This window comes from Dialister micraerophilus DSM 19965 (genome assembly GCF_000194985.1).
Lineage (GTDB): Bacteria > Bacillota > Negativicutes > Veillonellales > Dialisteraceae > Dialister > Dialister micraerophilus.
The window spans coordinates 65,563-87,808 of sequence record NZ_GL878519.1; the positions used below are offsets into that span (position 1 = coordinate 65,563).

Consider the following 22,246-nt stretch of genomic DNA (forward strand, 5'->3'; position numbering starts at 1 on the left):
AGGGGATTTTTTCGTTGAATATAGATATTCAAAAAATACAAGAAAAATTGAAAACTAATTTATCTCATAAACGTTATATTCATTCAGTAGGGACGGCTGAAGTTGCAAAAAAATTAGCAATAAAATACAATGCAGATTCAGAAAAAGCTTATTTGGCCGGTTTATTACATGACAGTGCGAAAGAAATTTCATTGGAGAAAATGAATCAGTTAATTGATTCTAAAGGCATTGTTTTTAACGATTTGGCAAGAAAGAGCAAAGCGATACTTCATGGACCGGCAGGAAGTATTTTAATCGAAGAGGAATATAATATTTTTGATGAAGAAATACAAAATGCAATATTTTATCATACAACAGGAAAACCCGATATGAGTGTTTTAGAAAAAATTATATTTTTAGCTGATTATATTGAACCTTCAAGAGATTTTCCCGGAGTAGATGAATTAAGAAAAACAGCCGATCAAGATTTAAATAAAGCAGTAATTGCAGCATATAATTCAACAATAAAATTTTTACTGGATAAAAATGAATATATTTATGAATTAACATTTTTTGGGAGAAATTATTTAATTTGTGAACAAGATGATAAATATAAAAAATAGACGTTTAAAAGAAAGAAAAAATAAAAGTAAAATTAAATATAAAAAAATATTTATTTTTTTGTTATGCTTTATAATATTAATTTCAGGAATTTCTTTCGGTGTTTGGAAAGTAAAAGATAAATTATTTTTTTGGGAAAAACAAACTGAAGAAAAGCCGGTTTATTATTTGTTAATAGGTGAAGATGAAAATAAAAATGCTGATGCCATAGCCGTTGTATCACTTATAGATAACTCGGATGGATTTACAATTATTTCATTTCCTCCAAACACAAAAATAAACAATACCAAAGAAGATAAAGATGTTTTATTAAAAGAAACATTAGTTGAAAATGGGGCAGATGGAGTTAAATCTGCGATTGAAAATCTGTTGCATATTAAAATAGATAAATATGCTGTTTTTGATTATAATTCTTTTATTGAAAGTACGAAATTTTCAAAAAATTTTGATTTTTATGTCGAGAAACAGATGGAGCATACAAATTCAGAAGGAAATTATGATATTCAACTTAAACAAGGTTATCAACAATTAAGTAACTCCGAAATGTTGGCTTATATAAGATATATTGATGAACAAAATGAAATTGAGAGAATTCAGCACCAAGAAAGATTGGCAAAATCTTTAATAAGAAAATGTGGTAATAATTTTTCATTTATAAATAAAATAGGAGCATATTATTTTTGGAAACCTAAAGAAAGTAATATTTCTTCGAAAGAAGCATCTGATTTGATATTGAAATTAATTAATAGTAAAGAAGAAAATTCAAATTTTGTAATTCTTCCCGGTGAAGAACAATTAATTAATAAAAATAAAGTTTGGATTGTAAATCAAAATGAATTGCAAAAAACTATTGCATTGACTTTAAACAAATGAGGGAGATTTTATGAATCAAATTGTAGAAACTATATGTAAAGCACTTTCTGAAAAAAAGGGCTTGGATATTAAAATTTTTCATGTTACCGATGTAACATCAATTGCTGATTATTTTATTGTTTGTACAAGTATGAATAAAAAACACGGACAATCTTTGGCAGATAATGTAGAAATAAAATTGCAAAATGACGGAATACATGCACTTCATAAAGAAGGGTATAAAGAGGGTGATTGGATTTTGATGGATTTCAGTAATGTGATTTTACATATTTTTTCATATGAAGAGAGACAAAGAGTACAATTGGATCAATTATGGCAAGATGCGCCTGTTGAAGTTTTTGAAGATAATGACGGTGTAAAATGAATGATATAAATGATTTGAATAAACAAGACTCTATTAAGGAAAATTCTATAGCGTGTCTTGAGGTTGTAAGAAAAAGTGATTTTGGTGCTTTTTTATCAGCCGGAACAGGAAATACATCGGATGATATTTTATTGCATAAAGGTCAACAAACTCGTGATGTTGAAATAGGAGAAAAAATAAAAGTTTTTATTTATAATGATAAACATCATAGATTAACTGCAAGTATGCATTTGCCACAGATTGAAATTAATGGAATAGGATATGTAGAAGTTATTTTAAAAACCAGATTCGGTGCTTTTGTAGATGTGGGTACTGAAAGAGGAATTTTTCTTCCGTTTACAGAAACTGAAGGTAAGATTGAAGTAGGACAGAAAATTTGGGTAAAATTATATTTAGATAAAACAGGCAGATTGGCAACAACTATGCATGTAGATAAAGAAATTTTAAAAATTGCCTCAAAATGTTATGGTATTAAAGTTGGAGGTAAAGTTGAAGGTACTGTTTATAATATTACCGAATCCGGTGCATTTATAATTACAAGGGAAAAGTGGATTGCATTTTTATATAAGGAAAATATGCCTAATGATTTAAAAATGGGACAAAAAATAATCGGTCGAGTAACATATATAAGAGATGATGGAAGATTAAATATTTCAATAAGACCGGTAAAAGAAAAAGCTATGAGCTTAGATGCGGAAAACATTTATGAATTTATGAAAAAAAATAACGGAGAAATGAAATTAACCGATAAAAGCAATCCTGTGATTATTAAATCAACTTTAGGAATAAGTAAAAGTGCATTTAAGCGTGCTATAGGGAATTTGCTGAAAGATAGAAAAATTATATTAAAAGAAGATAAAATTATTTTGTCGGATATGTAAAATCGGATATGTAAAAAAGCTTTTAATAGTAATGAGATTGAATTTATATCTCGTTTATACTATTAAAAGCTTTTTATTATATATTTCTATAAAGTCCGATTACTTTACCTCTTATAATTACATTTCTTGAAATAATCGGTTCATAATTATCATTTTCAGGTTTAAGTAAGACATAATCCGTTTTTTTATAAAAACGTTTTACTGTAGCATCTTCATTATCTACTAAAGCAACAACGATATCTCCATCATTTGCGGTATTTTGTTCAGAAACAATAAGATAATCACCTTCATTAATGCCTGCATTAATCATACTATCTCCACGAACAACAAGTATAAAACAGTTTCCGTTACTTCCAATCATTTCAGCGGGTAATGGAAAAACTGTTTCAATATGTTCATCTGCAAAAACAGGTTCTCCGGCTCGTACTGAACCCACAACCGGCATCGGCAACATTTTTTTTGATTTCCATGATTCGTTATGATCTATCAGTTCAATAGCACGTGAACTTGAGGGGTTTCTTTTTATAACACCAAGTTCTTCCAAGCGTGTTAAATATCCATGTACTGTAGATGTAGATTTTAAACCTACAGCTTGACAAATTTCTCTTACAGTAGGAGGAAAATTTGAGTCTTCAATTTTTTTTCGAATAAAGTCAAGTATACTTTGCTCACGAGAAGTAAGTTTGCGCATAGTTTTTGTATTCACAACGACCTCCTATATAATTTACGTATATTAATAATTATACTATAGTAAAAAAAATAATTCAAACACATGTTCCCGAACAAATATTTCAAAGCTCTTGACCAAACAAATATTCTGGTATATAATAACTACAGAATATTTGTTCTGAGAAAATATGTTCTACTTGGAAGTGGTGAATTTCATGAAAAAAATAATAGTTTTTTTATTAATAAGTATATGTTTTTATGGATTTATAGTTAATGCATCTACATTGCAAGAAAAGAAATACAAAGAAGTAATGATTGAAAAAAACGAAACTTTATGGGATGTAGCAAAACGTAATGTGGGAACTGATAAGGATATAAGAAAGTATATATATGAAATACAGAAAATAAATAAAATAGAAGATCCGGGAAAGATAATTCCTGGTAAAATTATAAAACTTCCTGAATAGTAAAAAGAACACTTGTTTGTTTGATTGCCGGTAGTGCTAAACAAACAAGTGTTCTTTTTATGTTTTGTTAAAAATAATGGAAATAGGATTGTTAATAAATAAATCAGCTTCATTTATATAATGACGTACCATTTCAACAGAATGATGACGTGTTTGTTTCATTATTATTCGTTCTTCAATGCCGTTCATTGCCGCAAATGTTGCAAAACCATGTCGTAAACTGTGAGCACCATATAATTCTTTTTGTAATCCTATTTTATTTACATATTTTTTTACAATTAAATTTACACTTTTATCACTTAATGCATTATCAGATGTTTTTCCATTTTTCAGTAAACGACGAAACAAGGGTCCTTTAGTGATATGTGCTTCTTTTATCCATAATTTAAGAGCAGAAACGGCACACATATTTTTATCTTCAAGATAGGGTATGCCTATAGTTTGTCCGGATTTTTCTTGATCGGTTTTAGATTCTTTAACTATAATTATAATACCTTGAGGAACAAATGTAATATCATTTAATTCTAAAGATGTTAATTCACTTCTTCTGAATGCACCCATAAAACCTAAAAGTAATATCGCTTTATCTCTTATATCGGTTAAGCATGATAAATTCATTGTAACTATTATTTTTTTCAAGTCTTCCCAATAAAGAGGAGTTTTACCTTTTTGCCGTGTACCTTTTTTTCGATTGAGTCCTATTAAAGCTTCCTTTATAATCCAATTTTTACAGGGATTATTTACGTTTATTCCTGAAGCTATAGCAGCATTGTAATTTTCGGAGATTGCACTTACACGTCTTTTTATTGTTGATGATTTAGCATAATCAGCTAAATCATTTATATAATTAACAACAGTTTCCGAAGTTGCAGGAAAAGCAGAAAATTTATTATAAATACACCAATTGCAAAAGTCATCCCAATCTGATTCGTAAGCATTAATAGTATTTTCAGATTTTGTTTCTGAAAGTGTAGATAAGGATTTATTTGAAAGTAATGTACTGTTTATTATTTTTTTTAAATAGAAATGTTTGTTATTCATATTTTTACCAAGTTATTGCACAATTAGTTCCGATAATTTAAGATTATCGGAACTAATTGTGCTTAGAAAGCAAATATTTTGACATTAATGTTTAAATGAATATAATTTTTTTATTACACGTGAAATTTCATAATCTAACTTTTCTGTATCTATAGTTAAAAGTTCTTTATTTTTCATAACAGTTTTTCCATGAATTATAACTGTATTTACATCAAAAGAATTTCCGGCATAAACTAATAGTGAAATATCATTTAAACGAGGCTTCCAATGAAATCCTGTTCGATCTATTAATTGTATATCTGCTAAATAGCCTTCTTTAAGTTCACCTAAATCTGAATATCCTAAACATTTTGCACCATTTTTTGTTGCAAGATTGATAGCTTCTTTTGATGTAATTGCATACGGATCCAATGTATTTGCTTTATGAATCAAAGCTGCCAATCTCATTTCGGAATACATATCTAATTTATTATTGCTGGATGCTCCATCAGTTCCAAGTCCTACTGTTATTCCTTTTTTTATTATTTTAGTTATAGGTGATATTCCCGATGCTAATTTTAAATTACTGCCGGGATTATGTGCAACTTTTACATTTTTTTTAGATAATATGTTTATATCATTATCGTTTACATATACGCAATGTGCTGCCAGTGTAGGATAATCAAATAAACCTATATTGTTCATTAATTCTATCGGTGTTATACTATATTGTTTTATACAGTCATTTACTTCATTTAAAGTTTCTGCCAAATGTATATGTATAGGCATATTTTCTTTTTTTGCTACTTTACAAACTTTTTTTAAGTAGTCCGGAGGGCATGTATACGGTGCATGTGGTCCTAACATTACTCTAAAACGTCCATTATCTGCATTATTCCAATTTTTATATAATTCTATATTTTCTTGTAAGGCTTGGTCTGCATTTGGGCTTATTCCGGATAGTCCACGTGCAATATTACCTCTTATTCCGGCTTTCTCAGCAGCTTTTGCGCAAGAATCCATAAACATATACATATCGCAAAATGCAGTTGTGCCGCCTCTTATCATTTCGGCAAATGCCAGCATACTTCCCCAATAAACAATATCATTATCTAAATGATCTTCAGCAGGCCATATTTTTGTTTGTAACCAATCCATCAGCGCCATATCATCTGCATAACTTCTAAATAGAGTCATTGCAACATGTGTATGTGTATTTACAAATCCCGGGATTGCCAACATACCATTACCATTTATTATTTCATCGTATTCAGTTTCATCAGGACTAATTGGGAAATTCTTTATTCTATTATTTTTTATTGCAATATTTTGTTTAGTCTTAATTTTATTATTTACATATATATCTACATTTTTTATTAATATTGACATATTATCTCCCTTTATATATTTTTATTTAAGTTTTAAAAAAGATATATCGTATGGAGGGTACAATATTTCTTTTTCAGTAATAAAACCGGTTATCAGCGTATTATCTGTTACATCAAACGCCGGATTATATACATCAATTTCTGTTGGTGATATTTCCTTATTATTATACTCTTTTATTTCTTTTGAGTCGCGCTCTTCAATTATAATTTGATTTCCGTTTTTTAGATTAAAATCAAATGTAGACGAAGGTGCCGCTATATAAAAAGGTATGTTATGAAATTTTGCTGCTATAGCCAATCCGTATGTACCTATTTTATTTGCGGTATCACCGTTAGATGCAATTCTATCGGCTCCAACTATTACGGCATCTATTTTTTCTTTTTTTAATATAAATGCAGCTGTACTGTCTGTTATAAGTTTACAAGGTACTTTTTCATTATTCAATTCATATGCTGTTAAACGTGATCCTTGTAATAACGGTCGTGTTTCATCTATATAAATACACTTTATTTGTTTATTCAGATTGAGTTTTTTTATAATCCCCAATGCAGTTCCTATACCCTGGGTTGCTAGTGAACCTGTATTACAATGTGTTAAAATTTTTAAATTTTTTTATTTTTAAATAGTTCAATACCGTTATTTGCAATTTTATCGCATAATATTTGATCTTCTTTATCTATATCGGTGGCTTCTTTTAATAAGATATTTATAATATTTTTAAAATCGCTTTTTTCTGTTAGTTTAAGTATTTTATTTATAACTAAGGATAAATTAACTGCGGTAGGTCTGGTATTTTTCAATTTGTTACCTGCATTTATTATAAAATCTTTTTGTCTGCTTTTAGGAAGTTTTTGTGATTCTATTGCAGCTAATACCATTCCATAAGCGGCAGCTATACCTATTAAAGGTGCACCTCGTACTGATAATGTATATATTGCATCAATTACAGTTTTATATGATTTACATTTTATATAAGATGTTGTTAATGGTAATTTACGCTGGTCTAAAATAATAAGTTCATTATTGTTCCATTTTATTGCATTCATACTTTAATAACCTCTGCACGTGGAATATTTTTATTTGTAAATTTTTCAGGATTTTCTATATATATATCAGCTATATTTTTCAAGATGTTTTGAAATTTTATAGAGTTTTTTTTCATACATTCAAATACTTCGTCTTGTGTTATTATGTTTTTTGAAATTCCTGCAGCAAAATTTGTAATCATACATATGGTTACATAAGCAATACCTGCTTCTCTTGCAAGTTGGCATTCAGGTACATTTGTCATGCCGACAACGGTTCCACCAAATTTTTTAAACATTTTTATTTCTGCAGGTGTTTCAAATCTTGGACCTTCTGTACAAATATAAGTTCCTCCGTTATGTATTGTAATATTAAGTTTATTTGCTTCTTTTAATATTAATTTTCTTATTTCAGGAGAATATGGTTCTGTCATATCTACATGAGCTACTCCATGTAAAATACCATCAAAAAAAGTATTTTCTCTCATTTTCGTCATATCTATAAATTGATTTATCAATATAAAATCTCCCAACTTATATTTTAAAGTCAAACTACCTACTGCAGATGTGGAAATAATTGTCGTTACACCTAATATTTTTAATGCATATATATTTGCTCTATAATTAATTTTATGAGGAGGAACAGTATGTTTATTTCCATGACGTGCCATGAAAATTATTTCTTTATTTTTATATATACCAGAAGTATAGTATGAAATTCCGTAAGGAGTTTCAATTTTTTTTTGTTTTGTTTTTTCTAAAATTTTAGGGTCATAAATACCGCTTCCGCCTATAAACGCTAATTTATTCATTGTTATTCTCCGTTTTTATGAGATTTAATATATCATTTTTTGTAAAACTATAATTTTTACCACAGCCATTACATGTAATTTCAATTGCTCCTCTTTTTAACAATTCATTTTGTTCCGAGTGTGAAAGAAGTTTTAAAGAAGAAAAAACTTTTTCTCTTGAGCAGGTGCATTTATATTTTATTTTTGTTTCATATATCAATCCAAAATTTTCTTTTTTTATTAGTTCATCTAACGTTTGATTTTTATATAATTCATTTATTTCTTTAAATTTTTTCATATTTCCTTGGGGTAATAATTGAATTAAAAAACCGCTTGCTTTTGTTATTTGTCCATTTATATCCGTGTCGACATTTGTATGAAATTCGGATTTTATTTGTTCTGATTTAATTGTAAAATCTGTAAATATTTTATCAATTGAATTTTCTGTAGTTTTTATAATACTTTTAAAAGGATGTTTAAGTAGAGAGTATTTATTTATTGATAAAATACCTTTATATTTCGCAAGGAATTCTTTTTCGTTTTTTTCTTTTATTAAATTTTCTTGAGAAGTTTTAATATATCCTCTTAAATAATTTACATTATATGCATCTGCAAATATTATTCCTAACGGGCTGTTTGTTTGCCATTGTAATGAAATAGATTCTTTATTTTTAAAGTCTTTTGCCAATAGTACTGTACTTAAAAACACTTTGGATAAAATTGTTGCCGAAAATGCAGATAATTTATGTAATTTTTGTACACTTTGTGTAATTTCCGTAAGATCTGTTGATATAATACGTAAATTGTAAGAGTTTATATAGTGTTTAATATATCCCATGTTTTTCCTCTTTTATAATAAAAAAGACCCTAAACGGATCTTTATATTTTGAGTATGTCTATAGCTTTTTTTCTATCAGGCTTACCGAACACTGCCGATCCTGCAACACAAATATCAGCCCCGGCATCTTTTAGCAATTGAATATTTTCTGCTTTGATTCCTCCGTCAACTTCAATCAAAGTATTATATCCGTTATTTTGTATTATTTTTTTGAGTTTTTTTACTTTTTCGAGTGTATAATATATGAATTTTTGGCCACCGAATCCCGGATTTACACTCATTATTAAAACATAATCCAAAATAGGTAAAATCGGTTCTATGTTATTAATTGATGTTGCGGGATTAATAGCTATTCCTGCTTTTATTTTTCTTTCTTTGATTTCCTGAATTATGCGATCTTGGTGAATACTTGCTTCTTGATGAAATGAAATCATTTGTACTCCGACTTTTTCTAGTTCACTTAAATATTTTTCAGGATTAAAAACCATCATGTGTATATCAAATGGTAATTTTGTATGTTTTCTTATAGCATTTATAATAGGTACTCCAAATGTTAAATTTGGAACAAAATGCCCATCCATCATATCTAAATGCAATAAATCAGCACCGCTTTTTTCTATTTCTCTTACTTCTTTTTCTAAATTAGCAAAATCTGCTGATAATAAAGATGGTGCAATTTTCATTTATAAAGCCTCCTCTTATTTTCTTCTATTTCAAGTAATATTTTTTTATAAGAGTTATATCTTAATTTAGAAATTAAATTATTTTCCAATGCATCTAAGACGGCACATTTAGGTTCTGATAAATGTTTACAGTCTGAAAATTTACAGAGTCCGATATAATTATTAAATTCTTTAAATAATGTATCAATTTTGGCATCTATAAGAGATGTTGTATCTAAGCAAGTAAATCCGGGAGTATCTATAATATAAGTTTCAGAATTTAATTTTACAAGTTCTACATGTCTCGTAGTAGTTTTTCCTCTACCGGTATATGCACTTACTTCTTGAGATTTAAAATAATCTTTACCTATTAATTGATTGAGTATAGTTGATTTGCCTGCACCTGACGGTCCTGTGAATGCATTAATTTTATCTGAAAGATTGTATTTTAAGTTTTCAATGCTTTCCGGTACAAATTTTGATATCAATATTGAAGTGTATCCTATTTTTTTGTATAAATTTTCTATTTTTTTTGCATAATCGTGTGATAAATCAAACTTATTTATACATATGATAGGTATACTGTTGTTATTTTCAGCTATTGCTATCATTTTATCTAATAGAATTAAATTTATATCAGGATTTTTTATAGCAACAACTAAAACTAATTGATCTATATTTGCCACAGGTGGTCTTTGGAGAGTATTTTTTCTGGGATATATTTTAGTTATGACCGGATTTGAGCCTATTTCCAAGTCATATTCTACAATATCTCCTACCAATAAATTTGTTTTCATTTTTAAATTGCCGCGTGAACGACAAAGCTCTAATTTATCGGTTTTTCCAAGAATTGAGAAATATCCGTTCTCGTTTTTTATAATTATACCTTTCATTACAAATTCCGTTCTTGTACTAAATCATCATTTATATAAACTTGAATTCTTACATCTCCTACACCTGATACGTTTATGGATACGACTTCTCCGGGTGGAACCATATTGTCATATACAGAGTGTTTTCCATTATCATCAATAGCATAAATTACAACGTGTCGATCAGAACCTGTTTTAGGCATTGAAACACTTACATTTCCGCTCTTTCGTGTGGATTTTGATCTACCAATTACAAGATTTACTATATTTTTATCTGTAAAACCTACAGCCGGATCTTGTGATACTACTATTGAATTCATATCTGATTCTGATGCACCGTCTTGTGATGTAATGCTTCCTAAATTTAATTTTGAGTTTGTAAGTGATGCTTTTGCATCTCCTAAAGTCATTCCAACAACACTGGGAACGACAAGTTTTTGTTTCATATTTACTACAACGTTAACTGTTGTTCCCTTATCTACCTTAGTTTTTGCTACCGGATTTTGTGATAAAATCGTATCCGGTTCTTCTTTACTGTCATTTCCGTTTTCTATTGCACCTAATGATAATCCTAATTTTTCCAATCGTTCTTTAGCTTGTTCTATAGTTAATCCTTTTAAATCGGGAACTAAAATAACTGATCCGCCTTTACTTACAGTTAAATGTATGATTCGTTGTTCTTTGACATTTGTACCGGCCTGAGGTGTTTGTGAGATAACTTCTCCGGCAGGTACTTCATTATCGGATATTTCATCAACGGATACCCTTAAATGTTTATTTTTTAAAATATGTTCGGCAACTTCAACCGGTTTACCTACTACGTTTGGAACAGGTATATTTTCCGTACTCCAAAAATTTCCGAAACTGAAAAATGCCCATGCAAAACAAATGACAAATAACGCTATCATACTTATCCAAATATATTTTTGAGGCATTTGATTCAAAAATTTTAAAACTTTATTTTCTTTTTTTATTTTATTTCTGTTATTTAAATTTGTTTTTAAAATAGGTTTAGTTATAGAGTTTAAGTCGTGATCTGCACGTTTATATATAGACATTGTAAATCCTTGTGCTATGCGTAATTCCGAAATAAAATCGGAAATTGTGTCATATCTTTTATCTGGATTTTTTGCAAGTGCAGTCAATAAACATTCTTCCAGCATTGGAGATATTGCCGGATTGAATTTAGTTGGTTTTGGAATATCATTTTGCATATGTTTTAATGCAATACTTACTGCAGTGTCTCCTTCAAATGGAAGATGATGTGTAAGCATTTCATAGAAAACGATACCTAATGAATAGATATCTGTTTTTTCAGTAACTTTATCACCGGCAGCTTGTTCAGGTGATAAATAATGAACAGATCCTAAAATGGATTCTTTGTTCATTATTGTAGATGAATTTACAGCTCTTGCTATACCGAAATCTGTAACTTTTACTTTACCTGATTCAGTAAGCAATATATTATGCGGTTTTATGTCACAATGTATTATTCCGTTTTTATGAGCTTCTTCTAATGCACTGCCTATTTCTATAGTAATTCTTACAGCAACGTCAATAGGAATATGCTTATGTAAATTAATATATTGTTTTAATGTTTCACCTTCAACATATTCCATAACTATATAATGAATAGATTGATCACAACCTACATCATAAATTCCTACTATGTTAGGATGCGATAATTTACCGGCAGATTGTGCTTCATGTCGGAATCTTACTATAAAATCATTATCTTCAGCGAAATTACTATGAAGAATTTTTACAGCAACAATTCTATCAAGTAAAATATCTTTTGCTTGATAGACATCCGCCATTCCACCGGAACCGATTTTTTTCTCTAATTTATATCTTTCATCAAGAATTTTACCAATCATCATTTTCTCCACAATCAATCATTTTCATAACTAATAAGAATTAGTGATATATTATCACTTGCACCTGCGTCATATACCAATTCCATTAATTTTTCTGCACAGTTTTTTAAATTTTCATCAGTATTGAATTTGTATTCGGATAAAACTTTATTTATTGTGTAATCTTCCAGCATTCCGGTGAGTCCGTCACTGCAAATTAAAATTACTGAGTTTTTTTCAAGCCTGATTTCTCCTGTATCGACGTTTAAATCTTCATTTATACCGACCGCACGTGTAATTTCGTTTCTTCTCGGGTGTTTTTTTGCTTCATCTATGGTAATTTTCCCTTTTTTTAAAAGATTCATTACAAAAGAGTGATCTTCAGTAATCTGTTTTAATATTCCGTTTTTAAAATAATATATGCGACTGTCTCCAACATGAGCCCAATATATTTTATCTTTATTTAAGGCAACGGTTATTAAAGTACTACCCATTTGATTTAAATTAGGGTAATCTTTTTTTTGTTCCAAAATTATCTTATTTGCATATAAAATAGACTTCTTCATTACCTCTTCAGAAACAGATACCTGAGGAGTTTCTTTAAAGAAGTCTTTCGCGGATTCTACCGCAATCCTACTTGCTATTTGTCCGCCTTTATATCCGCCCATTCCGTCGGCAAGTATAAAATAAGGATTATTTGAAACATATATATAATCTTCGTTTAATTTTCTGACTAAACCTTTTCTACATTCACCATAAACTCTTATCATGATTTTATTTCTCCGATATGCAGAAACTCAACTTGTTTTCATATTACCATTTGATATATTTATAGTCAATTTTATCTGTTTTCCAAATATCTTCGCTTTAATTGTCCGCATGCAGCTTGTATTTCATTTCCCATTTGTCTGCGTACTGTAGCACTTTTCCCCATTTTTTCAAGAATTTGCTGAAATTCAAATATTTCTTTTTTCGAAGGTGCAAATAGTTGAATATGTTCCGTTCCATTGACAGGAATCAAATTAATGTGACAATTTAAATTTCCAATTAATTTAGCTAATTCTACAGCATGTTTCGGAGCTGCATTTATTCCTTTTATGAGTATATATTCAAATGTAATTCGTCTACCTGTATTTTCAAAATAATGTTTTGAAGCACGTATAACGTCTTCTATTTTGAAATGCTTACTTGAAGGTAAAATTTCATTGCGAATTTTGTCATTAGGAGCATGAAGGGATATTGCAAGTGTTATAGGTAAATTTTCTTTTTCCAATCTATATATTTGAGGTACTATTCCACATGTAGATAAAGTTATATTTCTATAACTTATATTTAAAATTGAGGAGTCATTACACAATTTTATAAATTTCAAACAATTTTCATAATTTGTTAAGGGTTCTCCCGCTCCCATTAATACAATTGAATGTACAGAAATGTTTTTTAATTTTTTAAATGCATATACTTGCGATAACATTTCTCCAAATGTTAAATTACGTTCCAATCCATTTCTAGTTGAAGCACAAAATATACACCCCATCGCACAACCGATTTGTGTTGAAACACAAATTGAATTTCCGTACTTATGGTGCATGCAAACAGTTTCTGCCAATGATCCGTCTTTTAATTTAAAAAGAATTTTTGTTGTATTACCGTCATTGGATTGTATACTGTTTATTACTTCAGGTATATATATACTTGCATTTTCTTTTAACCATTCACGCATATTTTTCGGTAGCTGTTTCATTTCATCAAATGTAAATATGCATCTATGATAGAGATAATCATGTATTTGTTTTGCTCTGAATTTAGGAAAATTGTTTAATGTTATATATTCTTCCAATTCTTTTAATGACTTTCCCCATATATCCAAACCCATAAATTATCTCCTTTTGAATTTAGCGATAAAAAATCCGTCACTTTTCAGAGTATCGGGCCATAAAGTCAACATCCCGTTTTCAGAATTTATAATATCATTAACAGCTATAGAATCTAAATAAAATTCTTTCTTTTGATTTAAAAACCAGTCAACAATTTTTTCATTTTCATTTATATTTAACGTACATGTACTGTAGACTAAGGTACCACCTTTTTTTACATATGTAGATGCACATTTCAGTAAATCTTTCTGTGTTGATATTAATGATTCAATAGTTTCTTCAGTTCTACGCCATCTTAATTCAGGTTTATGTCCTAAAACACCTAATCCCGAACAAGGTGCATCTAACAATACTTTATCATATTGCCCAGTTAATGTCGGTAATAATTTTGTTGCATCTTGCAATTTAGGAGTTACTATTTTTACACCCAATCTGTTTATATTTTCTTCTATTAATTTAATTTTATGAGGATATAAATCCCAAGCATCTATAGAACCCTTATTATCCATTAATTGTGCTATTTGAGTTGTCTTACTTCCCGGTGCCGCACACATATCCAAAACTTTTTCATAAGGTTTCGGATCTAATGCATAAGCAGGAATTATGGAAGATATTGATTGTATAAAAATATACCCCTTTTCTAATAAATCTGTTTTAAAAAGATTTACACCATTTTTTATAAGAAAAATATTTGGGAAATTTTCAACACCGGAATATTCAATTTTGTTTTCATCAAATATTTTAATCAGGTCATTTGTTGTAATTTTTAATTCATTACAACGAACAAATAAATTTTCAGGTAAATTAAAAGCTTGCAGAATTTCTTTTGTTTTATTTATACCATAATCTTTGTTCCATTTTTGTATTAACCAAATCGGCTGATTGTAAATCAATGATAATTTTTCAAATTTACTTAACTTGGAAAAATCATTAATTTCAGCTTTTTTTCTTAAAAAATTTCTCAAAATTGCATTTACAAATCTGACATTACCTTGATGTGTAATTTTTTTTGTCAATTTTACGGTTTCGTTTACAGCAGCAGATTCAGGAATTTTATCTAAATATATTAATTGATACAAACCTAAATATAATAAAATTCTTACGCTTTTATGAATTTTATTTATTGAACGATTACTTAATTTTTCAACAATATATTGGAGATAATTGCATTTTCTGCAAATTCCATATACCAATTCAGTTATTAAAGCTTTATCCCTACTAAGTAACTTATGTGATTTAAAAATTTTTTGTAGGCTTAAATTAGCATATGCATCTCTATAAAAAATCTCATATATACACTGATATGCTAATAATCTTTCATTAATTTGTTTAATATTCGAATTTTTCATTTATTTTTATTTGATATCCATTAATAAAATCACGTGATGACATGCATTTATGATTTTCAGGTTGCAAAGCATAAATTTCTAAAACACCTTTACCTGTAGATACATGAATAATATCATCTTTTAAAGATATTATTGTTCCTGAAGGAATATTTTTATTATCTACATTTTTATAATTTGATTTATGCAATTTTATTCGTTTTTTCCTGAAAAATGTATATGTACCGGGATTCGGATACATTCCACGTATAAGATTATGTATTGTGTTTGCAGGTAAATTCCAATTTATATGTCCGGAAGATTTTGTTATTTTTTCTGCGTATGTTGCTTCTCTTTCGTTTTGAGCTATAGATTCGCTGAGTTTTCTTTCTAAATCATTTAAAACTTTTACAAGTTCATATGAACCTTCTTTTGCAAGAATTTCAAATAAATTTTCTGCAGTTGATTCTTGAGAAATAGGAATTTCCTTTTGTGAAATAATATCTCCTGTATCCATACCTTTATCCAATTTCATAATGGTTATTCCGGTTTTTGTTTCTCCGTTGATTATGGCTCTTTGGATTGGTGCTGCACCTCTGTATTTAGGTAATAATGATGCATGAACATTTATTGCACCATATTTGGGAATTCTTAATATATTTTCAGGTAAAATTTTACCGTAAGCTATTACAACAATAATATCAGGTTTGTATTCACTAATTAATTTATACTGGCTTTCATCTTTTAAAGTTGTCGGCTGGTGTATAGGAATATTTTGTTCTAATGAATATAATTTCACAGGAGAAAAAGTAATTTTTCCGTTTCTTCCGTTTATTTTATCCGGTTTAGTAAATACAGCTATGGGGGTATATTCATTTTTACAAAGCATTTCTAAAGATTGTTTTGCAAATTCCGGTGTACCCATAAAAATTATTTTATATTTATTTTGCAATTATTTGATTACCTCTTGTTTAATGTAATAGCTTTATCAATAAATAAAGTTCCATTTAAATGATCAATTTCATGCTGAACACATCTTGCAAACAATCCTGTTGCTTTTTTCTGTTTTCTTTTACCGCGAATGTCTTGATACTTAACTATTACATGAGCATATCTTTCGACTTCTCCATATAAATCTGAAACTGAAAGACATCCTTCCGTTTCAATTACTTTTGAATCATCAAGTGGTTCCCATTCAGGATTTATATATACATCAAATCCTTCGTTACAGTCTGCAACAAAAATACGTTTTGATAATCCAATTTGCGGAGCAGCAAGTCCTACTCCATTTTCCGCATACATAGTTTTTTTCATGTCTGCAATTAAGTGTTTCATTTTTTTATGTTGCAAAAACTCTTCTTCTGTTACGGGCTTGGCAACTTCTCTAAGTACGGCTTTACCTACTTTTACTACTTCACTCACAATATAACCTCTTTCTTTATAAAATTAACTTTTTAGTTTAATATATAGGATCTACATCTATAATTATATCATTTTCTTCAGAAATAAAAGAATTTCTTATTATTGTTTTTATTGAAGAAAGATTTTTCCCTTTTATTAATATTGAAATATAATATTTGTCTCGAATTTTTTTCAGATTTTCATCATAAGGCGGTGCAATTATAACGTCATTTTGATTGTTTTGTGATAAATACTTATATATACGATTAGCTTTATATAATGCTTTTTCATATATTTTATTAAAACTTGATATTTTAATTAATTTTGAAAACGGCGGATAAAATAAAGCTTTTCTATATTCGATTTCTTTTCTGTAAAATTCTTCATAATTATGTTTTGCTATAGATTGTATAACATAATGAGATGGATTATAAGTTTGCAGAATTACTTCTCCTTGTTCTTTATTTCTACCGGCACGACCTGCACATTGAGTAAGTGTATTAAAAGTGTTTTCTGCAGATAAATATCCGGGAGTATTCAACATTCCATCAGCATTTAAAATTCCTACGGTTTTAACATCGGGGATATCATGTCCTTTTGTAACTAATTGTGTACCTAATAAAACATCAAATAATCCTGAACGAAAATCATTTAATATTTGAGCCGAACTTCCTTTTTTTGAAATACTGTCTATATCTAATCGTTTACATTTTAACTCAGGCAAATATTTATGTATTTCATCTTCAATTCTTTGTGTTCCGAATCCTTTATATATCAATTTATTACTACATTTCGGACAAATTGTAATTACATCAAAAAATTTTTCACATGAGTGACATTGTAATCTTTTTTTATCTTTATGATAAACCAATGAAACGTCACAATGTTGACATTTTACAGTATTTCCACATTTAGTACAAATGAGATATGTAAAAAAACCTCTTCGATTTAAAAAAAGTATAGATTTTTTATTATTTGTTTTGGTATCTTTTAATTTTTTTAAAAGATATCCGGAGAATAACGAGTAATTTCCTAAAAGATATTCATCCTGCATATCTATTATATTTATCTTAGGAAGTGGAGTTTTATGAATCCTATAATTCATTTCAAGTAAATCTATTTGTTTATTCTCAGCAGAATTATATGTAGATATTGATGGTGTAGCTGCACCTAATATAATTGGGCAATTATGAATTACTGCCAACATTTTGGCTACATCTCTTCCGTGATATCTTGGTCCATCACTTTGTTTGTATGAAAAATCATATTCTTCGTCAACTATAATAAGCTTTAAATTATTAAAAGGCATGAATAAAGCTGAACGAGAACCTATAATAATTCGTGCTTCGCCGTTTTGTATTCTCATCCTGTTGTTATAACGTTCACTTTTATTTAAGTTGCTATGCATAAAAACAATATTCGAACCGAAATATTCAGTAAAGTATGATATGATTTGATCCGTCATTGATATTTCAGGTACAAGTATTAAAACAGTACCGTTATTTAATAATACGTTTTCTGTAGCTCTTAAATAAACTTCTGTTTTTCCGCTACCCGTTACACCTTTTAATAAAATTCCTGAATATTTATTTTCTTTTATTTTTTTTAGTATATTTTTCAGAACATTATTTTGTTCATCAGTTAAAATTTTTTTATCTTTCTTTTTTATTGTATCTTTTATCAAAGAAAACGTTTTTCTGTATTTGTAAAAATATTTTGCTATATTTTTATCACAAACAGCATTTATTACCGAACTTGAAAATCCTTTTTCCTTTAAATTGTCTACAGAAGCTTCTTTGTTTTTATCTAAATATTTTTTTAATTCAAATTGCTTTGGACCGAGTTTAAAATTTATATCGGTATTATTTAATTTTATCCATTTATCTAAAGGACGTTTATATGTAGAATCATAAATTTCTTGAACAGAAAAAAATTGCTTATCTATATATTCTTGAATATTATTTTTTGATAATATCTTTTCTATTGCATCTTTACGTACCGTTTTTACAGAAATATCTATTAGTTCTTTTATTTTGTGATTTTCAGGTATTATGTCCCAATTTATAAAATAACTTATATCTTTTTTTATACCTTTTTTGTCAATTAAAAATAATCTGAGTGCATCTAATAAAGTACATAAATAATATGAAGATATCCAATATGCCAATTGCATCATTGAATCTGAAAACCAATTATATGAATCAATTGTATTTTCAATGTCTAAAACTTTATATGATACTGAATTTTCTTCAATTTCTCTTATTGAAATTATAATACCTTCCTCTTTATGTTTTCCAAAAGGAACGACACATCTCCAACCTATATTTATATAACTTAAATTTTTAGGAATGCGATATGAAAATGTACGATTTAAATGCTTTGATGGTCTATTTATAAGTATTTCAGCTATAGTTATTTTCATTTTACCCTACTTTTATAAAATAAAGAGATGTAACATTAACTGCTACATCTCTTTATTTTATCACATCTTTTATTTTATACCTGATTCTTTTTTCAATACAGATACTTTATCTAATTTTTCCCATGGTAAATCCAAATCGTTTCTTCCAAAATGTCCATATGCCGCAGTTTGTTTATATATAGGTCTCTTTAAATCAAGCATATCAATAATACCGGCAGGACGTAATTCGAAATTTTTGTTGATTAATTCAACGATTTTTTCTTCAGAAATTTTACCTGTACCGAATGTATCTACTCTTATTGAAACGGGTTTTGCCACACCTATAGCATAAGCTAATTGAATTTCACATTTGTCGGCAATTCCTGCAGCGACAATGTTTTTAGCTACATATCTTGCTGCATATGCTGCAGAGCGATCGACTTTTGTAGGATCTTTTCCTGAAAATGCTCCGCCGCCGTGACGTGCCATACCGCCATATGTATCTACTATTATTTTACGTCCGGTAAGTCCTGCATCACCTTGCGGTCCACCGATAACAAATCTTCCTGTAGGATTAATAAAATATTTTGTATCTTTATCAAGATACTTTGCAGGAATAATTTTCTTTACAACATGTTCTATTATATCTTTTTCTATTTTATCATGAGATACTTCCGGACAGTGTTGTGTTGATATTACAACCGTATCAACACGATGCGGTTTATTATCAATGTATTCTACCGTAACTTGTGTTTTTCCGTCGGGACGTAAATAATTTAATTCACCGCTTTTTCTTACTTCGGCTAATTTTCTAGCTAATTGTTGTGCCAATTGAATCGGCAGAGGTATAAATTCTTCAGTTTCATTTGTTGCATAACCGAACATCATACCTTGATCTCCTGCACCGATATCATATTTAATGTTCTTGTTTTTCTTTGCTTCTAATGATTTATCAACACCCATTGCAATATCAGGAGATTGTTCATCAATTGATACAAGTACACCGCATGTTTTACTGTCAAACCCATAATCTGAATTTACATATCCTATTTTTTCAATAGTATCTCTTATTACTTTCGGTATATCTATATAACATTTGGTAGATATTTCACCGAAAACATGTACTTGTCCTGTTGTTACAATTGTTTCACAAGCAACACGTCCATCAGGATCTTTTGATAAAATTGCGTCTAATATGGCATCAGAAATTTGATCGGCTATTTTATCAGGATGACCTTCAGTAACTGATTCTGAAGTGAATAATGTTTTATTGGGCATAATAACCTCCATTATTATTTAATAAAAAAACCTCCGCACAGGGAGGAATATTTCCTCTCATCTGCCAGCTTTTGCTGTTGGAATTAGCACCGTTTCTTAATGATGGTTGCCGTAGCTTCATAGGGCCAGTCCCTCTGCTACTCTTGATGAGCGACATAAGTCTCATATTTAATTCAAAGTCATTATAAATCTTTATTAATAATTTATCAAGTAAGACTTTTTATAAAACTTGTGAAAGGAAAGCTTTTGTTCTTTCTTCTTTCGGTGATTTAAATAAGTTGTTGGGTTCTCCTTCTTCAACTATAATTCCGTGATCGATAAAAACTGCTCTTGTTGCTACTTCACGCGCAAAACCTATTTCATGAGTAACAACAACCATTGTCATACCTTCGTTTGCAACTTCTTTCATAACATCTAAAACTTCATGTACCATTTCAGGATCCAATGCCGATGTAGGTTCATCAAATAATAGCGCTTTAGGTTTCATTGCTAAAGCACGTGCAATGGCTACACGTTGCTGTTGACCACCGGAAAGTTGAGAGGGTTTAGCATTTTCTTTATCTTGTAATCCAACTTTTTTTAATAAATTCATACCTCTGGTATAAGCTTCTTCCTTTGATAATCCTCTTACTTTCATAGGTGCAAGCATTAAATTTTTTATGACACTCATATGCGGAAATAAATTGAAACGTTGAAAAACCATACCAACTTCAGTACGAACAGCGTTAATGTTTTCTTCTCCGTTTAGAGGCATATCGTCAAATGTTATAATTCCGGTAGTAGGAGTTTCCAAACCGTTTATACATCTGAGCAATGTGCTTTTACCTGAACCTGATGGTCCTATAATAACGACAACTTCACCCTCATTGACTTTTAATGATATATCATTAAGAACTGAAGTATTTTCAAATGATTTACTTATATGATTTACATTTATTAAAGTTTTTGTGGCTTCCATTATTTTCTCCGTTCTAAAAATGATACTAAACGAGAAATAGCTAATGTCATAACAAGATATAAAAATGCAACTGTAAGCCAAATCTCAAAAGAACCATACGTTTGTGCAATAATTAATTGTCCTCTACGTGTTAATTCTTCAAATCCAATAACAGAAACAAGTGAAGAATCTTTTAGCATTGCAATAAATTCATTACCTAACGGTGGAAGTATATTTCTTAAAGCTTGAGGCAATATTATATGGTACATTGTTTGCCACCATGTTAATCCTAATGATCTTCCAGCTTCCATTTGACCTATATCAATTGATTGTATTCCTGCACGTATGATTTCCGAAACATAAGCTCCGCTATTTATACCACATGCAGTAACTGCAGCCAAAAACGGATCAACTCTATGTCCGCTAATCATAGGTAAAGCAAAGTAAATTAAAAATATCTGAACCAATAAAGGAGTACCTCGGATACAATCAGCATAAATTGTTGCAATAATTCGCAATACACGAATCTGACCGATACGTAATATTCCTATAATCAATCCTATAATTAATCCTATAGCAACGCTTACAGCTGTTATTTCAATAGTTACTCCAGCCCCCAAAAGTAATAATGGGAATGCCTGTTGAATCAATTCAAAATTCATAATTTATCCTATTTTTCCTTTTAAATAAAATTTAAATACAACATGTATAATTTTACAT

General features: G+C 29.0%; 24 protein-coding genes and 1 riboswitch. Of the genes, 5 read left to right on the forward strand and 19 right to left on the reverse strand.

Annotated features, from left to right (window positions below):
- Positions 1-14: 14 nt before the first annotated feature.
- The 4 genes from yqeK to HMPREF9083_RS00340 are packed head-to-tail and all read left to right on the forward strand — an operon-like array spanning position 15 to position 2,718.
- A complete protein-coding gene (gene yqeK, locus HMPREF9083_RS00325) occupies positions 15-602 on the forward strand; it encodes a bis(5'-nucleosyl)-tetraphosphatase (symmetrical) YqeK (protein ID WP_081456886.1) in 588 nt (195 codons plus the stop codon).
- The gene (locus tag HMPREF9083_RS00330) at positions 583-1,473 is read left to right on the forward strand and encodes an LCP family protein (RefSeq protein WP_007555394.1); all 891 of its coding nucleotides are present in this window, start codon (positions 583-585) and stop codon (positions 1,471-1,473) included. The genes yqeK and HMPREF9083_RS00330 overlap by 20 nt, the downstream gene beginning before the upstream one ends.
- A gap of 10 nt (positions 1,474-1,483) precedes the next feature.
- Entirely contained in the window at positions 1,484-1,837 is a 354-nt protein-coding gene (gene rsfS / locus HMPREF9083_RS00335) for a ribosome silencing factor (RefSeq protein WP_007554546.1), read from the forward strand.
- The gene (locus tag HMPREF9083_RS00340) at positions 1,834-2,718 is read left to right on the forward strand and encodes a CvfB family protein (protein ID WP_007555396.1); all 885 of its coding nucleotides are present in this window, start codon (positions 1,834-1,836) and stop codon (positions 2,716-2,718) included. Before rsfS ends, HMPREF9083_RS00340 begins: the two co-directional genes overlap by 4 nt.
- A gap of 76 nt (positions 2,719-2,794) precedes the next feature.
- Here the strand turns inward: HMPREF9083_RS00340 and lexA are convergent, their stop codons facing one another.
- The gene (gene lexA / locus HMPREF9083_RS00345) at positions 2,795-3,424 is read right to left on the reverse strand and encodes a transcriptional repressor LexA (RefSeq protein WP_007555397.1); all 630 of its coding nucleotides are present in this window, start codon (positions 3,422-3,424) and stop codon (positions 2,795-2,797) included.
- A gap of 178 nt (positions 3,425-3,602) precedes the next feature.
- On the opposite strand from lexA, the gene HMPREF9083_RS00350 reads away from it, so the two are divergent.
- Positions 3,603-3,854, forward strand: coding sequence for a LysM peptidoglycan-binding domain-containing protein (locus HMPREF9083_RS00350; protein WP_035062505.1), 252 nt, complete (start codon positions 3,603-3,605; stop codon positions 3,852-3,854).
- Positions 3,855-3,911: 57 nt separating this feature from the next.
- On the opposite strand, the gene HMPREF9083_RS00355 is transcribed toward HMPREF9083_RS00350, so the two are convergent.
- From HMPREF9083_RS00355 to HMPREF9083_RS00435, 18 genes are all read right to left on the reverse strand, one after another.
- Entirely contained in the window at positions 3,912-4,895 is a 984-nt protein-coding gene (locus tag HMPREF9083_RS00355) for a site-specific integrase (RefSeq protein ID WP_007555399.1), read from the reverse strand.
- An 84-nt stretch (positions 4,896-4,979) separates the two neighbouring features.
- Positions 4,980-6,263, reverse strand: coding sequence for an amidohydrolase (locus HMPREF9083_RS00360; protein ID WP_007555400.1), 1,284 nt, complete (start codon positions 6,261-6,263; stop codon positions 4,980-4,982).
- A 21-nt stretch (positions 6,264-6,284) separates the two neighbouring features.
- Positions 6,285-6,863: an S-methyl-5-thioribose-1-phosphate isomerase gene (mtnA, locus tag HMPREF9083_RS06760; RefSeq protein WP_338084855.1), complete on the reverse strand. Its 579-nt coding sequence runs from the start codon at positions 6,861-6,863 to the stop codon at positions 6,285-6,287.
- A gap of 2 nt (positions 6,864-6,865) precedes the next feature.
- The gene (locus HMPREF9083_RS06765) at positions 6,866-7,309 is read right to left on the reverse strand and encodes a translation initiation factor eIF-2B alpha/beta/delta subunit family protein (RefSeq protein ID WP_007555402.1); all 444 of its coding nucleotides are present in this window, start codon (positions 7,307-7,309) and stop codon (positions 6,866-6,868) included.
- Positions 7,306-8,100: an S-methyl-5'-thioadenosine phosphorylase gene (mtnP, locus tag HMPREF9083_RS00370; protein WP_007555403.1), complete on the reverse strand. Its 795-nt coding sequence runs from the start codon at positions 8,098-8,100 to the stop codon at positions 7,306-7,308. Before mtnP ends, HMPREF9083_RS06765 begins: the two co-directional genes overlap by 4 nt.
- Positions 8,093-8,917 (reverse strand): Hsp33 family molecular chaperone HslO, encoded by an 825-nt coding sequence (locus HMPREF9083_RS00375; RefSeq protein ID WP_007555404.1) that lies wholly within the window; start codon positions 8,915-8,917, stop codon positions 8,093-8,095. Before HMPREF9083_RS00375 ends, mtnP begins: the two co-directional genes overlap by 8 nt.
- 41 nt (positions 8,918-8,958) lie before the next feature.
- Positions 8,959-9,600, reverse strand: a complete 642-nt coding sequence (rpe, locus tag HMPREF9083_RS00380) for a ribulose-phosphate 3-epimerase (protein WP_007555405.1) — start codon at positions 9,598-9,600, stop codon at positions 8,959-8,961.
- On the reverse strand, positions 9,597-10,472 hold the full coding sequence (gene rsgA, locus HMPREF9083_RS00385) for a ribosome small subunit-dependent GTPase A (RefSeq protein ID WP_007554557.1): 876 nt from the start codon (positions 10,470-10,472) through the stop codon (positions 9,597-9,599). Before rsgA ends, rpe begins: the two co-directional genes overlap by 4 nt.
- A complete protein-coding gene (pknB, locus tag HMPREF9083_RS00390; protein ID WP_035062506.1) occupies positions 10,472-12,328 on the reverse strand; it encodes a Stk1 family PASTA domain-containing Ser/Thr kinase in 1,857 nt (618 codons plus the stop codon). The genes rsgA and pknB overlap by 1 nt, the downstream gene beginning before the upstream one ends.
- 14 nt (positions 12,329-12,342) lie before the next feature.
- The gene (locus HMPREF9083_RS00395) at positions 12,343-13,077 is read right to left on the reverse strand and encodes a Stp1/IreP family PP2C-type Ser/Thr phosphatase (RefSeq protein ID WP_007555408.1); all 735 of its coding nucleotides are present in this window, start codon (positions 13,075-13,077) and stop codon (positions 12,343-12,345) included.
- 71 nt (positions 13,078-13,148) lie between these two features.
- Positions 13,149-14,183 (reverse strand): dual-specificity RNA methyltransferase RlmN, encoded by a 1,035-nt coding sequence (gene rlmN, locus HMPREF9083_RS00400; protein ID WP_007555409.1) that lies wholly within the window; start codon positions 14,181-14,183, stop codon positions 13,149-13,151.
- Between the two features lie 3 nt (positions 14,184-14,186).
- A complete protein-coding gene (rsmB, locus tag HMPREF9083_RS00405; RefSeq protein ID WP_007555411.1) occupies positions 14,187-15,533 on the reverse strand; it encodes a 16S rRNA (cytosine(967)-C(5))-methyltransferase RsmB in 1,347 nt (448 codons plus the stop codon).
- Positions 15,514-16,461, reverse strand: a complete 948-nt coding sequence (fmt, locus tag HMPREF9083_RS00410; protein WP_007554520.1) for a methionyl-tRNA formyltransferase — start codon at positions 16,459-16,461, stop codon at positions 15,514-15,516. The genes rsmB and fmt overlap by 20 nt, the downstream gene beginning before the upstream one ends.
- An 8-nt stretch (positions 16,462-16,469) precedes the next feature.
- A complete protein-coding gene (gene def, locus HMPREF9083_RS00415; RefSeq protein ID WP_007555412.1) occupies positions 16,470-16,931 on the reverse strand; it encodes a peptide deformylase in 462 nt (153 codons plus the stop codon).
- A 37-nt stretch (positions 16,932-16,968) separates the two neighbouring features.
- A complete protein-coding gene (gene priA / locus HMPREF9083_RS00420) occupies positions 16,969-19,332 on the reverse strand; it encodes a replication restart helicase PriA (RefSeq protein ID WP_007555414.1) in 2,364 nt (787 codons plus the stop codon).
- A 69-nt stretch (positions 19,333-19,401) separates the two neighbouring features.
- On the reverse strand, positions 19,402-20,589 hold the full coding sequence (gene metK / locus HMPREF9083_RS00425) for a methionine adenosyltransferase (protein ID WP_035062509.1): 1,188 nt from the start codon (positions 20,587-20,589) through the stop codon (positions 19,402-19,404).
- A gap of 54 nt (positions 20,590-20,643) precedes the next feature.
- Positions 20,644-20,742: riboswitch (SAM riboswitch) on the reverse strand.
- A gap of 67 nt (positions 20,743-20,809) precedes the next feature.
- The gene (locus HMPREF9083_RS00430) at positions 20,810-21,547 is read right to left on the reverse strand and encodes an amino acid ABC transporter ATP-binding protein (RefSeq protein ID WP_007555416.1); all 738 of its coding nucleotides are present in this window, start codon (positions 21,545-21,547) and stop codon (positions 20,810-20,812) included.
- On the reverse strand, positions 21,547-22,188 hold the full coding sequence (locus tag HMPREF9083_RS00435; protein WP_007554601.1) for an amino acid ABC transporter permease: 642 nt from the start codon (positions 22,186-22,188) through the stop codon (positions 21,547-21,549). Before HMPREF9083_RS00435 ends, HMPREF9083_RS00430 begins: the two co-directional genes overlap by 1 nt.
- Positions 22,189-22,246: the final 58 nt, after the last annotated feature.

Coding starts and splice junctions, on each gene's coding strand:
- HMPREF9083_RS00360 (WP_007555400.1), bottom strand. CDS start 6,263: ATGTCAATATTAATAAAAAATGTAGATATATATGTAAATAATAAAATT.
- rlmN (WP_007555409.1), bottom strand. CDS start 14,183: ATGGGTTTGGATATATGGGGAAAGTCATTAAAAGAATTGGAAGAATAT.
- rsgA (WP_007554557.1), bottom strand. CDS start 10,472: ATGAAAGGTATAATTATAAAAAACGAGAACGGATATTTCTCAATTCTT.
- HMPREF9083_RS00395 (WP_007555408.1), bottom strand. CDS start 13,077: ATGATAAGAGTTTATGGTGAATGTAGAAAAGGTTTAGTCAGAAAATTA.
- rsfS (WP_007554546.1), top strand. CDS start 1,484: ATGAATCAAATTGTAGAAACTATATGTAAAGCACTTTCTGAAAAAAAG.
- HMPREF9083_RS00340 (WP_007555396.1), top strand. CDS start 1,834: ATGAATGATATAAATGATTTGAATAAACAAGACTCTATTAAGGAAAAT.
- priA (WP_007555414.1), bottom strand. CDS start 19,332: ATGAAAATAACTATAGCTGAAATACTTATAAATAGACCATCAAAGCAT.
- HMPREF9083_RS00355 (WP_007555399.1), bottom strand. CDS start 4,895: ATGAATAACAAACATTTCTATTTAAAAAAAATAATAAACAGTACATTA.
- HMPREF9083_RS00330 (WP_007555394.1), top strand. CDS start 583: ATGATAAATATAAAAAATAGACGTTTAAAAGAAAGAAAAAATAAAAGT.
- HMPREF9083_RS00350 (WP_035062505.1), top strand. CDS start 3,603: ATGAAAAAAATAATAGTTTTTTTATTAATAAGTATATGTTTTTATGGA.
- HMPREF9083_RS06765 (WP_007555402.1), bottom strand. CDS start 7,309: ATGAATGCAATAAAATGGAACAATAATGAACTTATTATTTTAGACCAG.
- HMPREF9083_RS00435 (WP_007554601.1), bottom strand. CDS start 22,188: ATGAATTTTGAATTGATTCAACAGGCATTCCCATTATTACTTTTGGGG.
- rsmB (WP_007555411.1), bottom strand. CDS start 15,533: ATGAAAAATTCGAATATTAAACAAATTAATGAAAGATTATTAGCATAT.
- mtnP (WP_007555403.1), bottom strand. CDS start 8,100: ATGAATAAATTAGCGTTTATAGGCGGAAGCGGTATTTATGACCCTAAA.
- pknB (WP_035062506.1), bottom strand. CDS start 12,328: ATGATTGGTAAAATTCTTGATGAAAGATATAAATTAGAGAAAAAAATC.
- metK (WP_035062509.1), bottom strand. CDS start 20,589: ATGCCCAATAAAACATTATTCACTTCAGAATCAGTTACTGAAGGTCAT.
- HMPREF9083_RS00375 (WP_007555404.1), bottom strand. CDS start 8,917: ATGGGATATATTAAACACTATATAAACTCTTACAATTTACGTATTATA.
- rpe (WP_007555405.1), bottom strand. CDS start 9,600: ATGAAAATTGCACCATCTTTATTATCAGCAGATTTTGCTAATTTAGAA.
- HMPREF9083_RS00430 (WP_007555416.1), bottom strand. CDS start 21,547: ATGGAAGCCACAAAAACTTTAATAAATGTAAATCATATAAGTAAATCA.